Below are 14,139 nucleotides of genomic sequence, written 5' to 3'. Positions count from 1 at the left end.
GTTAGCATGTGGGTGAAAAAATAACAAAATAAATTAATAAAGGAAGTGTAATTATATGGCATCAGGATTTTTTGCTTTACTGGACGATATTGCCAGTTTAATGGATGACGTAGGGGCTATGACCAAAATTGCAGGTAAGAAAACGGCCGGTATTTTGGGTGATGATCTGGCGGTAAATGCCGAAAAGGCTTCTGGTTTTGTTTCCTCACGTGAAATTCCAGTGCTTTGGGCCATTACAAAAGGGTCCATACTGAACAAATTGATCATTCTTCCCATAGCTTTTCTGCTCAGTGCTTTTTTTCCATTGGCAATCACTGTGATTTTGGTATTGGGCGGACTTTATCTGGCGTATGAAGGGGCAGAGAAGATTTATGAATTTTTTGTACCTCACGAACATCCAAAAGAAGAGAAAGTAAAAACCTATTTAACCAAAAAAGAAATCCTGCTTTTGGAAAAGGAAAAAATTAAGTCGGCCATTATAACCGATTTTATTCTCTCCGTAGAAATAGTAATCATAGCCTTAGGAACGGTAGTTCAGGAGCCTATTTGGACCCAGGTAATGGTAGTTTCCATTATAGCCTTGGTGGCAACGGCCGGGGTCTACGGTATAGTTGCGCTTATCGTTAGGATGGACGACTTTGGATTAAAGCTTATTGAGCTTAATGGCAAGAAGAACAGTATATCCGATTCTATTGGCAGGTTTTTAGTAGGAGCACTGCCTGTAGTTATAAAAAGTTTATCGGTAATAGGAACCATCGCCCTGGTTCTGGTGGCCGGAGGGATTTTTGTACATAACCTAGAATTTCTTCATCATTGGCTAGAGGCATTGCCGGCAATAGTGGGGGAATTTTTAGCCGGTCTGGTTATAGGTTTCCTTTGTTTATTGGTGGTAATGGTATTTAAGAAGGTTTTAACCCTGTTACGGCCAAACCGCAAAACCGACCACAAATGAATACTTGTTCTTACACGTTTTATAACTAGGAAGAAGCCTTTTGCCAATTACTAATATTTAATCCAAATTGGATTGCAGCGCTAAATTATTTCTTAGCTCTATGTCCGATACCCATTGGAAATTTATCGGATACCATTGGTCTTTGAGTGTTTTTCCATTTGAGGATTCGATCATATTTCTTTTTAGGAAAACTTGATTGTCCTCTGAAAATACATGTTGGGTCTCAATAACATCATGGCAGATGCAGCAAATGCTTTTAGTTGTATTTTTCATATTATATATTCTTTTTATACCTATTCCTTCCCATATTAAAAATGCCCACTTTGACTCCTATTCCTGCGGAAAAGCCGTTTATGTCCTTAATGGGGGCAAAGCTCTTGGCATCGTTGAATTTATTCGAAAATCGATACTTTACTCCAGCCTCCAATTGTAAGTACCTGGAAATATTGAACAAGGCGTTGATACCGGGTTCAACTATAAAAAAGGCCTGTGCGTTATCTTCAAATTCTTGCTCGTCAAAATCATGGTCGCTATAATTGTCATCTATATAGCCCATGCCCCCAGCTCCTATCAATACCGGAAATGAGAGGTTAACGAGGTTTTTGCTAAAAAAAATAGGTTCTAAATGCAGTCCTCCATAAGCGCCAATAAGATCTTCATCGTACATGGACAGACCCCTATAAATATTTTGGTCCGAATAGAAGAAGGTGCCCACAAAACCTATTTCAAATTGTTGGTTGGCCACATATGCGACTTGCAAACTTGTGAAGAAGGTGTCCTTATCCTCAATTTCTCCATAGTGGGTCGTTAGACCTAGGTAGACCCCATGCACTACATTATTTCGGTCATTAAACTCCACATAATCGCCAGAAGTGTCCTGGGCAAAGGTTGGAATAATGAACCCCAATAAAAGGGGAAGTAAAATTGCTGTGTTTAATTTCATGCTCTTTGATTTTTGATTGATGATGTTATAGTAGACAACAAACTCTGTAAAAAGTTGCATTTTTTTTCACTTTTTTTTTAATTTAAATTAAAGTTCCTTTAAAAGTATTACCCCTTTTTCACCTGTAATGGAAATGGAACCCAGTTTGGAATTGCCGTAAGTAGCCTTTATATCGCGTATTCTTTTTCCCTTATCTATCATTTGGGTTTCTACATTTTCGAAGGTTTTAGGAAGACGCAACAATCCTTCCTCCAAGGTTGCATTAAACCTAAAGGAGAAATCCTGAACATTAAGAACTATTTCCGAGGATTGTTGCTGAATTTTGATCTTGGCATCCGCACTATGAATGTTCGATACTTTAAATTCCGCGATTTTCATGACCAGATCAATTTCATCGTCCACATTCTCCAATGCTACGTTGGAGAATTCCAATGCCCCGTGTATGTCTTCCACGGCGTCAATGGTAATTTCATCTTTACTGGAATAGATTTCCAAGGAGGTAATCTCCTCTATATCTATAGCTGAACCGCTACTGGTGAGTCTTAAATCCTTGGATTTGCCAAGGGATAAACTGCCATTTTTTAAATTGATACTTCCAAAGTTTATATTCTTGGCCTTCAGCTTACCATATTTTAGGACAATGTCTGCGTTTTTAAGGTTTTTGTTGATCCAAATATCGCCATGCTGTACGTCTATTTTTAATTTGCCGGTCCAATCCTCTAGAATGACGTCGCCAAACTTATTATTGATGTCCACCACCGCATTGGCGGGTAAATAAATGGAGTAATTTATCTGTATATTGCTTCGGTCAAAGTCGAACGGATTTGCCTTGTTGAAATACTCGGCCAAAAAACCTTTGTTTTTTTCTGCAATTTCCGAACTAATAGTCACAAAATCTGTCATGGATTTAATTCTAGGCTCAATACGATCCAATAGGTTTTGTGCGTTCTCCCTTTTTTTATGAGTGGTAGTAATATCTACAGCAATCGAAATATTGTTCTTGGACCACCCGTGGATAGTTATGTTGCCATATTTGTTGTCCACTTGGAGTTCTCCGGCATTGGACATTTCAAAAGTCTCCGATATGGTTTTCGATACTTTTTCCTGGGCTAGCATTAAATTGGCCATTAGGACCATGGCTAGACATAATAGCGAGTTTTTATAAGGTGTATCCATAATCGTCATTTATCATTTTTGAATCATTTATTTGCCTCAATAAGTTTTCTATGAGTTCTATCCTTTTTTTGTAATTGCCAATAATAGCCTCCAAGACCCTTTCGTTGCCGAGGTTTTTTTCCATTTCCAATTTTAAAACTCCGTATTCTTCATCCAATTCGTCCATGAACGATAGAAATTCGTCTTTGTCTTCCTGTGATAGGTCGGGATGATTTTTTACTAATTGTACTTGATGCTGTACCAAGTTGCTATAATGCATATCAATATCCAGGAGTTCTTGGGAGACCACACTGTTCTGCGAGCCGGAGAGCTGTCCGCCATACACTGTAATACCGATTAGGATAGACAAAAGCAAGACCAACACAATACTGGCTGCCACACGAAATAACGGGGATTTCCACAACGGAACTACCTTTGGCTTCGTATTGGACAGTTCGGATTCTATTTTGGCCCACATTTTAGATCTGTCTGCCTTGTGTTCATCGAACAATGCCTTGTTGTCCCTTATATGTTTTTCAAAATAATCCATTACATTTCTTTTATAATTTCAAGTAACTTTTTCTTAGCCCTGTGGTACTGGGATTTAGAGGTGGATTTTGATATTTCCAATACTTCCCCAATTTCTTCATGATCGTATCCTTCTATCAAGTATAGGTGTATAATCTGCTGGTAACCCGGTGGAAGCTGTTTAATGCCTCTTTTTACCTTTTCTATATCTATGTCCTTTACGTTTTCAATTGGTTCTTCAGTGAGATGATATTCATGGTCAATTATTGGCACTAAGGGAATCCGTTTTAATTTTAAATGGTTGATACTTTTATTGATTACAATTCTTTTTAGCCAAGAACCAAATGTGCTCTCATATCTAAAATTCCCCAAATTCTTGAAAGCTTCAACAAAACTGTCCTGAACGGTATCTTCAGCATCTTCCTTACTGCACAACATCCTCATACTAACATTGTACATAGCATCTACATACTGTTCATACAATTGAAACTGTGAGTTTCGGTCGCCCAACTTGCTCTTTTCAACAAGTTCCTGGTGTGTAAAACGGATATTGGTTTTCAACTAAAAAAATGGTTTTAACGGTCCAATCAGGGGGGATTTCAAATTAATAGACAAACAATAGTGGAAAAAGTTGCATCTAAACAGAAAAATATTTTTGGACAATTTAATTTCACCCATACTCCTTTACCCCGAAAGCCACTAAATAGGGCAAGTTTTAGCGGAATAAACTTGGCAGCTGAAAATTGAAATAATTTTTTTTAGGGAAGATATGCAACCTTTATTTTTTTCGGATGTCAATAGGCCATAACATAAACATGAATATCAAAAATTGAAATCAAGAAATCAAAATAGAGAATTAGCATCCTTTGTTGAGGGGGGCAGTTTATTATTTTTTAGGTGGTTGGCAATAGAAAGTGTTATTGCCAAAATTACAAGTAGGCCTAGGAAAGATATAGCGCATCTATATTCTGGAAACGGATATTCCCATAGAGGCTGTTGGTCCACATTACTAAATTCCAACATAGCCTCTAGCCGAATTGCAAATCCCAATGAAACACTATTCTCAAAATAAGGTTCGGATTTTCATTACGGAACGTTTGAAAGGAAATGAATTCACAATTTTGCCGAGGAATTATGGAAAGAATCTTGACAGTACCTAATGGAAACATCGGTTTATTGGGTTGGACCAACCAGGGAAAAGATAATGTAGGCACATGCCTATTTGGTAATATGGATTAAGAAGGAACAAAAAAATAAATTTTAACCACTGTAAGTATAAAGCAAATTAGATGTAGCAAAAATTAACAAGTAATCAGCAGAGGTACCCAATACACTTAGGAGGTTTATTCATCAATCAAAACTACAAGGTAACGGCATAGGGCTGTCATAGGTACTTATTAAAAAAGAACAAACGAACAATCATTAAAGAAATATTCAATAATCAAAGAATGAAAAATATTTTTCTAACATTTTTATTATTCACAACAGTATTATCCGCTCAGGAAAGGTATACCGTAAGTGGTGCCATTGCGGATGGGAGTAATGGGGAGGCCCTTTTTGGGGCTTCTGTTTTTTTGGAGGGGACCACGATAGGTGTTACCACCAACGAATATGGTTTTTACTCCCTTACCGCTCCAAAAGGGAATTACAAAATTATTATTTCCTATATCGGTTTTACTGAATTAAAAAAGGAAATAGTCCTAGATCGGGATCAAAAAATAGATTTTGAAATCATGGAGTTTTCTACCCAACTGGACGAAATTGTGGTGACTGCCGAGGAACCGGAACGTGCTATCCTTAGAAAGCCGGAGATGAGCGTTTCCAAACTAAACATTAAAACAGTAAAACAAATGCCAGTGGTATTAGGGGAGTTGGATATTATAAAATCCCTACAAATGCTTCCAGGAGTTACCAATAATGGCGAGGGCTCCAGTGGGTTTCATGTTAGAGGTGGTGCGGCAGACCAAAATTTGGTACTCTTGGACGAGGCCATTATTTACAACACATCCCATTTACTAGGATTCTTTTCGGTCTTTAATGCAGATGCCATCAAGGATATTAAATTGTACAAGGGAGGTATTCCTGCGCGATTTGGAGGAAGAACCTCTTCAGTTTTGGATGTACGCCAAAAGGATGGGAATAGCAAAAATTTTGCCATGACCGGGGGAATCGGAATTGTTTCTAGCAGATTGGCCTTGGAAGGCCCTATGTTCAATGAAAAAGGTTCTTTCTTAATTGCAGGAAGAGGATCATATGCCCATTTGATGTTGAAGGCTGCAGGAAAAGACAACAGTGCAAATTTTTATGATTTGAATCTTAAAACCAATTACAACCTTAATGGGAATAACCAGCTCTTTCTTTCCGGATATTTTGGTAGGGATGCCTTTGAATTAGGGGAAAGTTTTAATAGCAGTTACGGAAACTTGTCGGGAAATTTGCGATGGAACCATATTTTTAATGATAGATTGTTTTCCAACCTATCATTGATATATAGCAAGTACGACTATGATCTGGGTATTGTAATTGAAGAGTTCGATTGGATTTCCTCTATAAACAACTACAATATAAAATATGATTTAAAGTATTATACCAGTGAAAAATTTAAACTGGATTTTGGGGCAAGTGGTATTTATTACGATTTTGATCCGGGGCAAATTCGGCCTACTTCAGAATCATCGGAAATCAATCCTTTGTCCCTGGACCGTAAAAAAGCGTTTGAAAGTGCACTGTACATTAATGCGGAACATAAGCTAACCGATAAGTTAACGGTACAGTACGGCCTTCGTTATAGCACATTTGGTCGCATGGGAGGGCAGGCAATGACAGAATATGTGGATGATAAACCAGTGGTGTATAACCAACTATTGGGTATTTACGAAAGAGGTACTGCAGTAGGGGAGACCTATTATGGGAAAAGTGAAACTATTAAAACTTTTGGCAATTTGGAACCAAGGCTTTCCCTTGCATTTCAGTTGAACGATTTGTCTTCAGTAAAGGCCGGCTATTCACGTGCAGCACAGTATATTCATTTATTGTCCAATACCACTTCGGTTACGCCTCTGGATGTTTGGACACCCAGCGGCAAATTTGTAAAACCACAATTGTCGGATCAATATGCCTTGGGCTATTTTAGAAATTTCAACGATAAAATGTATTCCATGGAGGTGGAAGCCTATTACAAGACCACGGATAACAGAATAGATTATATAGACGGTTCTGATTTAATAGGGGCCAACAATATTGAGACAGAAATTTTGAATGGGGAATCAAGGGCTTATGGGCTTGAATTTTTGGCCAGGAAAAATGAAGGTAGGTTTACCGGATGGTTTGCCTATACCTTGGCAAAATCTGAACAACGAACTCCAGGAGGCAATGCAGGAGGTTTGGGAATCAGTGATGGAAAGTGGTACAACACCGCTTATGACAGGACCCATGATTTTTCTTTGACAGGGGCCTATGAATTAAATGAGAAATGGTCGTTTGGGACCAATCTGGTCTTTCAAACAGGTAGACCGGTTACTTATCCCAACGGTCAGTATACCTATGAAGACCTGTCCATTGCCAGTTACTCGGATAGAAATTCCGATCGCTTGCCAGCGTATCATAGATTGGATGTTTCCGCTACTTATAGACCCAATAGAAAACCCAATAATAGATGGAAAGGGGAGTGGGTCCTAGGTTTATATAATGTTTATAATCACAAAAATGCAGCTTCCATCTCTTTTGGACAGAATGTGGATACGGGAGCCAATGAAGCCACCAGAACGGCAATTTTCGGCATTGTGCCATCAGTAACCTATAACTTTAAATTTTAATAGAAAATGAAGACATATATAACACTTGCAATTATTTCCATCGTGATTACCTTTAGTGCCTGTACAGATGTAATAGATGTTGACGTGCAAACGGCACCGGCAAGATTAACTATCGAAGCCTCTTTGGATTGGGAAAAAGGAACTTCAGGGAATGAACAAACTATTAAGCTAAGCACTTCCATGCCCTATTTTGGCAACAATAACAATTCCAGTGTAACCGGGGCCTCCGTTATCGTCACTAACAACGCTAATGGGGCAACATATGCATTTGAAGACCAAAACAATGGGGAATATACCACGACATCTTTTGTACCGGTATTAAACGGGACATATACCTTGGAAGTTATTTATAATAATGAAACCTATACGGCCACGGAGAAATTAATGCCGGTAGTAGATATTTCAGACCTTACCCAATCCCGAAAAAAAGGTTTTAACGATGAGGATCTTGAAGTTAACGTTATATTTACTGATCCCGAAGAGGAAGAAAATTATTACCTTTTTAAGTTCAAAGAACGGGGCGATCTTTTTCCTTATCTGGAGGATGCGGATGATGAATTTATAAACGGGAACGAAATTAGTTGGTATTTTGAAAAGGAGGAAGATGAAAGCACGGATAAAATAGAGGCATTTGTTCCTGGTGATATCATTGATATCGAGTTTTACGGTATCTCCGAACAGTATTCCAATTTCATAGGGATACTTATAGAACAGTCGGGAGGTACTGGTCTTTTTAGTTCTACTCCCGTCCCCCTTAAGGGAAATTGTGTCAATGTTAGCAATCCGGAAAATTATGCATACGGATACTTTAGACTATCGGAGATGGTGAAAAAAAGTTACACTTTTCAATAATTATGGCCAATTTAAGGACAAGATGATAAAAGCAATAATTTTTGATCTTGATGGAACTCTGGTACATACCGAAATATTAAAGGCGGAATCCTATGCCCAGGCCATTCAGATTTTGACAAAGGGGTCGGTGCTACAAAAAATGGTGATGGACAGTTTCGGGAAGTATGTGGGGCTTCCCAGGGCCGGAGTTGTGGATGGACTTTTTGAGGAATACAAAAAGCCCTTATCGGAACATTTGGACGGCCTTGATTCAGAAACTGTCAAAGAGAGGATTATTACAAGCAGGCTTGCCATATACCATCAAATGCTCAACGATAAAAACCTCCTATCCGGTCATTTTTGTAAGTATAACCTTGATTTGCTACGTAGAGTTCACGGGGATAATTTTCGAACAGTGCTGGCCACCATGTCGCATTGCCGTGAGGCTGAAAAGGTGATCGAGGCCATGGGAATCCGGGGAAAATTAGATTTTATCCTTACCAGCGATGATATTGTACAGGGAAAGCCGCATCCGGAGATATACCTTAAAGTTAAAGATATGCTCAAAATGGAACCTGAAGAATGTTTGGTAATTGAAGATTCGCTAAATGGGATTAAGGCCGGAATTGCGGCAGGTATGAACGTCTTTGCCGTAACCAACAACCTTACCAGACGTGAGGTGCATGCTGCGAACATACTTGCCCCTTCTTTTATAATAGACGATCCCAAGGAACTTCTCAACAGGATCTACCATTTTATAGGGGAAAATAGTTAGCGGAGCGGCCAGAGGTTTGGAAAGACGTCAAAGCCGAATGGCCTGGTTCTAGTGGTCGGGGGCATTTTTGTGCATAAAATTGAATGGCTACATCATTGGCTTATTGGCATACCGGCTATTTTGGGTGAATTTATTACCGGTCTCGTTATTGGTTTTTTGTGTTTATTGGTAGTTATAGCCATCAAAAAGATTTGGAAGGCTTTTGGGCCAGGGGTTAAGCGGGCTGACACTACGGAATGATTTATGTGAATTATTTAAGAGTAAGGAATTTTGGATGGCATTAAGGACGTAGAATAATATAAGTTGGCATCTTTCATCTAATATTTTTATAGAGATCATAGGAATCCATATAACATTCAATTGTAAGAGGATTCATATACCGTTGGGGTTGGGAAATTTTTCGCTTTTTGTAATTCCTATCCGGTTCCCCGCGCCATTCCGGAATTTGTAATTCCTGTCTTACATATTTGCTCCAAGCATACAATTGGTAGCCTAGGCCATGTGCTATACAACGGCGATCGGTACGGTATTCAAATTTATCTACATTTTTGGAACGTATCAGTTTTAGGAACAGGCTCAACAATTGCCAGTTATTTTTAGTACCATAATCCGAAATATGGGCCAATTCATGACCTAAAACCCCAATTTGTGCATTGTATGGCAAATTTGAATACAGAATTGGGGTTAGTTTTTTGCTGGACAAGGAACTAATGGTAATAATGTATGTGCGATTTTCTTTTTTCTTTAATATACTCCAAATACTTGGTCGCGAGCTAAGAGGAGTTTTCCTATCACGATTCCTAAAGATAATTTTCGTCGTACTCAGTTGGGGATAAAAGGAAAGTGCCACTAATACTTGAGAGGTTAAATCAATGGGTATTATTTTATTGGCGGTAAATTCTGAGTATTGTCCAAGGTCAAAATCACTTTCATTGAATTGCTTTTTTGGAATCTGACCATAGCCGACTGTATATAGTAAAAGGAATAAAAAAAATGTTCTAGGCAGAGAAATAAATGGAGGCATATTCAACCTACTTATTTAGGGAAAGTACATATTGTACCGTAACACTGGCTATCCAATCCTGTGCTACCTGTTTTCCGTCCACAATGGTGTTGATTTCCCTACCAAAACCAGTAGTTATTCCAATTTTTGAGTTGGAGTTTTTAAGATGGAAAAAATAACCGGTCTCCAACCAAGGTTGTAAGACCAAGGTATAGGTGGTGCCCGATGTCATATTTTGAAAGGGTAATTTGTCTCTCCAGTCAATCCATAGATTCCAGACATCCATATTTATGCCTGCAATAATTTCTCCATTCTGCAATGGATAGTGAATTCGATACCCTATGGAAGCACCAAATCCCCCTCCCTTTTCCTCATCATTTTCGGCACTAAAGTCTTGGCGGTCCACTATATTAGCGCCTAGTCGGTAGACCAGTGAGGAACGTTTTGTTAAATATTGTTCCAGGTTAACCGTTGGAATAATACCTGCAGGATAAACTTGAACGGATAATCCTAAATTTGTCACTTTTAGTTTCAATTCTTTATTGTCTGATTGTGCCTGGGCTATGGTATTCAGAAAAATCGAAATCATAAATGTGTAAAGGAAATGTTTGTTCATTTTAAATCAATTTCAACTGTGCCTCCAGTTTGCTATTTGCCCGCAACATTTTCCGTCCGTCTTTGAAGCTAAGGTATTTGTGACCTTTACTATGGTTTATCCGGCTAATCTGATACAGCAGTTTCCAATGTCTTGAGATTTCCTTCCATGCAAAGAACAGGGAATGTTTGGGGTCATAGATATGGGTAGGTTCGCTACCAGCTCCGTTTATTTCAATTATGCTAAAATTCTTTCCGGCGGATAGTTCTTCAAAAGAATCGTAACGAATATCCAATCTCCCGAAGTAAAATCCTGGAATCTGTACACAAATATTGTTGATGGTTTCTAGTAATTCATTGTTTATCTGATGGGATACGTCCAGAAATTTTGCTCCACGAGTATGACTCCCATAAGGCACTAAAATAAAATTTTCACCGGCTTTCAATATTTGACCCAAGGCCTGTCCATACTTTTGTTTTAAGGATGCCAACTGAAAATAACTTCTTGGATTCTGTTGGATCAATTGTAGTATTGAGTCCTGCCCATTACCTTTAACGGCTAAAAATTCCTTGGAAACAATGCCAGTTATAGTACCCTTATTTTCATCAGGAAACCGAACATAGAACAATCCTATTTCGTTAGGATATTCAATGAGTTCCTGAATCAGGAAATCTTTTGAAGATTTAATCATATAAGACAGAAGATCGTTACTATTTTCCAATTTTTCAACACCTAATGCTTTCAAACCTATATCGGGTTTGGCAATCATTGGAAAATTGATTCCGGCCGCCAATGCTTCTTGCAGTATATTTTTTAAGAGCGAATTTTTTTTGACCAATAATGTTTTTGGAATGTATTGGGAAGGGATAATATCGTAGATTTCTTTTTTTGATTCCATGGCCATTCCTCCATTTTTAATGTTTGGATTTACGGCATTAAAGAAAAAAAAGGATCTCGCCTTGATCGCGAAAAAGGCCCATATTGGGAAAATAGGGTAGTATATTGCCCACATGGGCCAATATTCCCAATGTTTTAAACGAAATATTTTTAATTGTAGATAACTCATATCAACTGTTTTGTCATTAAACCGAGGCGCATTAAAATTGAATGTTTCCCTTTGTTCAGTAGGTCCAAATGATTTAAGGAAATTCCATTTTCTTCAAAAACCGCCTGAGTAACGCTAAATGTTCTTAGGGCATTATTTCTATTGATGACGAAGCCATTTTCGTAATCGTCATTACTCTCCATATGAAAATCGATAATCTTGTCTTCATCCAGTTTTTCCGTACCGTTTATAAATTTTGTAAAAAGGGCTTCACGGCCACGAATTACAGGAGGGTCGTACAGTGTGGATGAGGACCAAATGTGATTTTCTTCCATATCCATTTCCTTATAGTGCTTATGGGTACCATCCCAACGAAATTCAATCAATATTTCAGCGTCGAATAGAATAAGGGTAAAGGGTTCTATGTTTTTCAAGGCTATTTCAGATATGCATAAGAAAGGATTTGCATTGCTGATGATGTCCAATAACAATAAACCCCTGCTCCTTGAATAATTGTCTTTAGGGATGTGCTTTTGAAAAGCGCCATTGAGCAAAACAGCGATCATGCCATTTTCTTTAATGGCAAACCAGGTTCCCCCTGCCTTGGGGTCCTTGGGGTATATTATCTTACTGCCATTAATTATTTCTTCCTTGGGCTCAATAGCCGTGGGACGTGAGGTATGTTCATCCCGATTGGAGGTGATTATAAATTTATTGTTTGTCGAAATAAAACTTACTGTGCACATTGTTTTCTGTATTTTAATGTAGAAGGGGCTACCCCAAAAGAATCAGGGAGCTTAATGTCCGTTAAGAGATTGATGCCCACCTTTATTAGGGCCTCATGATGTATGGTATGTTCCAGATTATACATTACTTCCCGAAAATAGTTGGATTCCAATTCTTGTTCGTGTCCATTCAAATCAAAGGATATATTCAATTTTTTATTTGGTTTCTCAAGGCTGATCTGAATTTGCACTAGTTGAAAAGTGGCAAAATGCACATCGGTCTCTATCCTTTTGTCCCTTTGGCGCCTATCATAGGAAACCGATCCGGTCCCATATCCCTGTACAAGGCACTGATATAGTTCAATAATATGTCTTGTGTGCTGTCCAATGGTGGCATTGGATAAGATTGGACACGGTTTGGTGTAAATAGCCTCCGGAAGTTGCGTAAGCACTTCCTTGAACGACTCTAGGGTTTGAAATGAGGAATTGAACATAATTATTAAGTTATAATTGGTTTTAGGTGTTTTTTATAGTACAAAAACAGTAGATATGTTGAAAAGACTAGGTATAGAGCACCAGTGCCATACGATATTATATATTGGAAATGCTGGTAGTTTTGAAAAACATATTTACCGGTAAGAATAAAAATGAGCAATCCCAATGTAGAGCCTAAACCTATTCCGAGAATGTAAAAGGAATACATGCCCCTGTTGTTGTTTAATTTATTTTTGGATACCAATATGCTATTCCAACCCATCCAAAACGGAATGTGCATAGGATTAAGGGCACTCAACAACAATCCCAAAATAAAAGAGGATTTTACCATAGGGATTACATTGATATTGGCCTTTAAATCCAAGGGATGCCCAATAGTACTAAAACTTGAATAGGACATATACATTAAAAGAAGTACGGCCAGTGGCATCAGATATAAAAAAATTCTATTTCCCAGATCCAGGGTTTTTGCTCCCATTAGGGTAAGCCTAACCACAACCAATTCTACAAGAACAACACCAAGGGAGAAGGTAATGGCATTCCAAACATTTTGAAAAGCGGCAATTTGAAAAGCAGTAATATTTAAGGTTCCCAAAGGGAGCGAACCTAAAAAACTGATCAACAGTCCAATCAATGCTATTCTTAAATATTGTTCCATGGTGTTGTTATTGAAAATTATTTTAAGGCTACTGTTTGGCGTATATGGACTTGACGGTAACTTCCACCTCTTTTGCTATGTTGGTAGATGGTTTACCTCCGGAAAAAGTTATACCGTAATCCGCCAAAACTATAGTCATTTTGGAGTCGAGGGTTACCTTTTCGCCTTCTACGGAAATGGTTGCTTTTTCATTTAAGACCTTTGTTTCTCCTTTGATGTCAAGGTTACCGGTTACAGTTGCTGTGTAGGTGCCATCTTTTGAAAAATCAATATCCCCCAGATTCCCTATTTTTCCCGTAAACTTAGCTTTTGGATGTTTTTTCGTATCCAGGAATTTATTGCTGTTAAAATGTTTTTGCATAAGCGCTTTTTCAAATTCGAAGCTCTGCATTGGCACCGAAAAGACGACGTCTCCAGTTGTTTTGTCAAGAGTACTTACTACCTTGTAGTTATTGGCCGTTATGTCCTCTAAAGCGGTATGTGAAAAGAAACTGATATGGCCATCCTTACTCACTAATTTGTCTGCCAACGGCTTAAATGCATACAATGATACAATTGCAAATACTACTGCTATTACTGATACTTTTTTCATTTTTTACTGTTTTTAAATTGTTATTAA

The 14,139-nt window shown here is 38.2% G+C and carries 16 protein-coding genes; 4 read left to right on the top strand and 12 right to left on the bottom strand.

Annotated elements, in window-relative coordinates:
* Positions 1-55: 55 nt before the first annotated feature.
* Complete coding sequence (locus tag MWU82_RS16430) at positions 56-952, top strand: DUF808 domain-containing protein (RefSeq protein ID WP_247097215.1); 897 nt, start codon at positions 56-58, stop codon at positions 950-952.
* Positions 953-1,009: 57 nt separating this feature from the next.
* Here MWU82_RS16430 and MWU82_RS16425 read toward each other — a convergent pair whose 3' ends face one another.
* From MWU82_RS16425 to MWU82_RS16405, 5 genes are all read right to left on the bottom strand, one after another.
* Complete coding sequence (locus tag MWU82_RS16425) at positions 1,010-1,225, bottom strand: hypothetical protein (RefSeq protein ID WP_247097214.1); 216 nt, start codon at positions 1,223-1,225, stop codon at positions 1,010-1,012.
* A 1-nt stretch (position 1,226) separates the two neighbouring features.
* Complete coding sequence (locus MWU82_RS16420; RefSeq protein ID WP_215946695.1) at positions 1,227-1,895, bottom strand: hypothetical protein; 669 nt, start codon at positions 1,893-1,895, stop codon at positions 1,227-1,229.
* 87 nt (positions 1,896-1,982) lie between these two features.
* A complete protein-coding gene (locus MWU82_RS16415; RefSeq protein ID WP_247097213.1) occupies positions 1,983-3,071 on the bottom strand; it encodes a hypothetical protein in 1,089 nt (362 codons plus the stop codon).
* Positions 3,055-3,600 (bottom strand): hypothetical protein, encoded by a 546-nt coding sequence (locus tag MWU82_RS16410; RefSeq protein WP_247097212.1) that lies wholly within the window; start codon positions 3,598-3,600, stop codon positions 3,055-3,057. Before MWU82_RS16410 ends, MWU82_RS16415 begins: the two co-directional genes overlap by 17 nt.
* On the bottom strand, positions 3,600-4,139 hold the full coding sequence (locus MWU82_RS16405) for an RNA polymerase sigma factor (RefSeq protein ID WP_247097211.1): 540 nt from the start codon (positions 4,137-4,139) through the stop codon (positions 3,600-3,602). Before MWU82_RS16405 ends, MWU82_RS16410 begins: the two co-directional genes overlap by 1 nt.
* Before the next feature lie 887 nt (positions 4,140-5,026).
* On the opposite strand from MWU82_RS16405, the gene MWU82_RS16400 reads away from it, so the two are divergent.
* Genes MWU82_RS16400 through MWU82_RS16390 form a run of 3 tightly spaced genes read left to right on the top strand, consistent with a single transcriptional unit; the run spans position 5,027 to position 8,999 of the window.
* Positions 5,027-7,393, top strand: a complete 2,367-nt coding sequence (locus MWU82_RS16400; protein WP_247097210.1) for a TonB-dependent receptor — start codon at positions 5,027-5,029, stop codon at positions 7,391-7,393.
* Between the two features lie 6 nt (positions 7,394-7,399).
* Positions 7,400-8,245 (top strand): DUF4249 family protein, encoded by an 846-nt coding sequence (locus tag MWU82_RS16395; protein WP_247097209.1) that lies wholly within the window; start codon positions 7,400-7,402, stop codon positions 8,243-8,245.
* 22 nt (positions 8,246-8,267) lie between these two features.
* The gene (locus tag MWU82_RS16390) at positions 8,268-8,999 is read left to right on the top strand and encodes an HAD family phosphatase (RefSeq protein WP_215946700.1); all 732 of its coding nucleotides are present in this window, start codon (positions 8,268-8,270) and stop codon (positions 8,997-8,999) included.
* Positions 9,000-9,312: 313 nt separating this feature from the next.
* Here the strand turns inward: MWU82_RS16390 and MWU82_RS16385 are convergent, their stop codons facing one another.
* From MWU82_RS16385 to MWU82_RS16355, 7 genes are read right to left on the bottom strand one after another with little or no spacing between them, the layout of a single operon-like run.
* Entirely contained in the window at positions 9,313-10,023 is a 711-nt protein-coding gene (locus MWU82_RS16385; protein ID WP_247097208.1) for a hypothetical protein, read from the bottom strand.
* Between the two features lie 7 nt (positions 10,024-10,030).
* Entirely contained in the window at positions 10,031-10,618 is a 588-nt protein-coding gene (locus MWU82_RS16380; protein ID WP_247097207.1) for a hypothetical protein, read from the bottom strand.
* Between the two features lies 1 nt (position 10,619).
* Positions 10,620-11,663, bottom strand: coding sequence for a D-alanine--D-alanine ligase (locus MWU82_RS16375; protein ID WP_247097206.1), 1,044 nt, complete (start codon positions 11,661-11,663; stop codon positions 10,620-10,622).
* A complete protein-coding gene (locus MWU82_RS16370) occupies positions 11,660-12,388 on the bottom strand; it encodes an NRDE family protein (RefSeq protein WP_247097205.1) in 729 nt (242 codons plus the stop codon). The genes MWU82_RS16375 and MWU82_RS16370 overlap by 4 nt, the downstream gene beginning before the upstream one ends.
* The gene (locus tag MWU82_RS16365) at positions 12,376-12,861 is read right to left on the bottom strand and encodes a DinB family protein (protein ID WP_215946705.1); all 486 of its coding nucleotides are present in this window, start codon (positions 12,859-12,861) and stop codon (positions 12,376-12,378) included. The genes MWU82_RS16370 and MWU82_RS16365 overlap by 13 nt, the downstream gene beginning before the upstream one ends.
* A 5-nt stretch (positions 12,862-12,866) precedes the next feature.
* On the bottom strand, positions 12,867-13,520 hold the full coding sequence (locus MWU82_RS16360) for a LysE family transporter (RefSeq protein WP_247097204.1): 654 nt from the start codon (positions 13,518-13,520) through the stop codon (positions 12,867-12,869).
* A gap of 28 nt (positions 13,521-13,548) precedes the next feature.
* On the bottom strand, positions 13,549-14,112 hold the full coding sequence (locus MWU82_RS16355; RefSeq protein WP_215946707.1) for a YceI family protein: 564 nt from the start codon (positions 14,110-14,112) through the stop codon (positions 13,549-13,551).
* Positions 14,113-14,139: the final 27 nt, after the last annotated feature.

This window comes from Arenibacter sp. S6351L, assembly GCF_023016025.1.
Taxonomy (GTDB): domain Bacteria; phylum Bacteroidota; class Bacteroidia; order Flavobacteriales; family Flavobacteriaceae; genus Arenibacter; species Arenibacter algicola_B.
The sequence above is the reverse complement of the archived record's forward strand: the minus strand, read 5'-3'. Positions and strand labels throughout refer to the sequence as shown.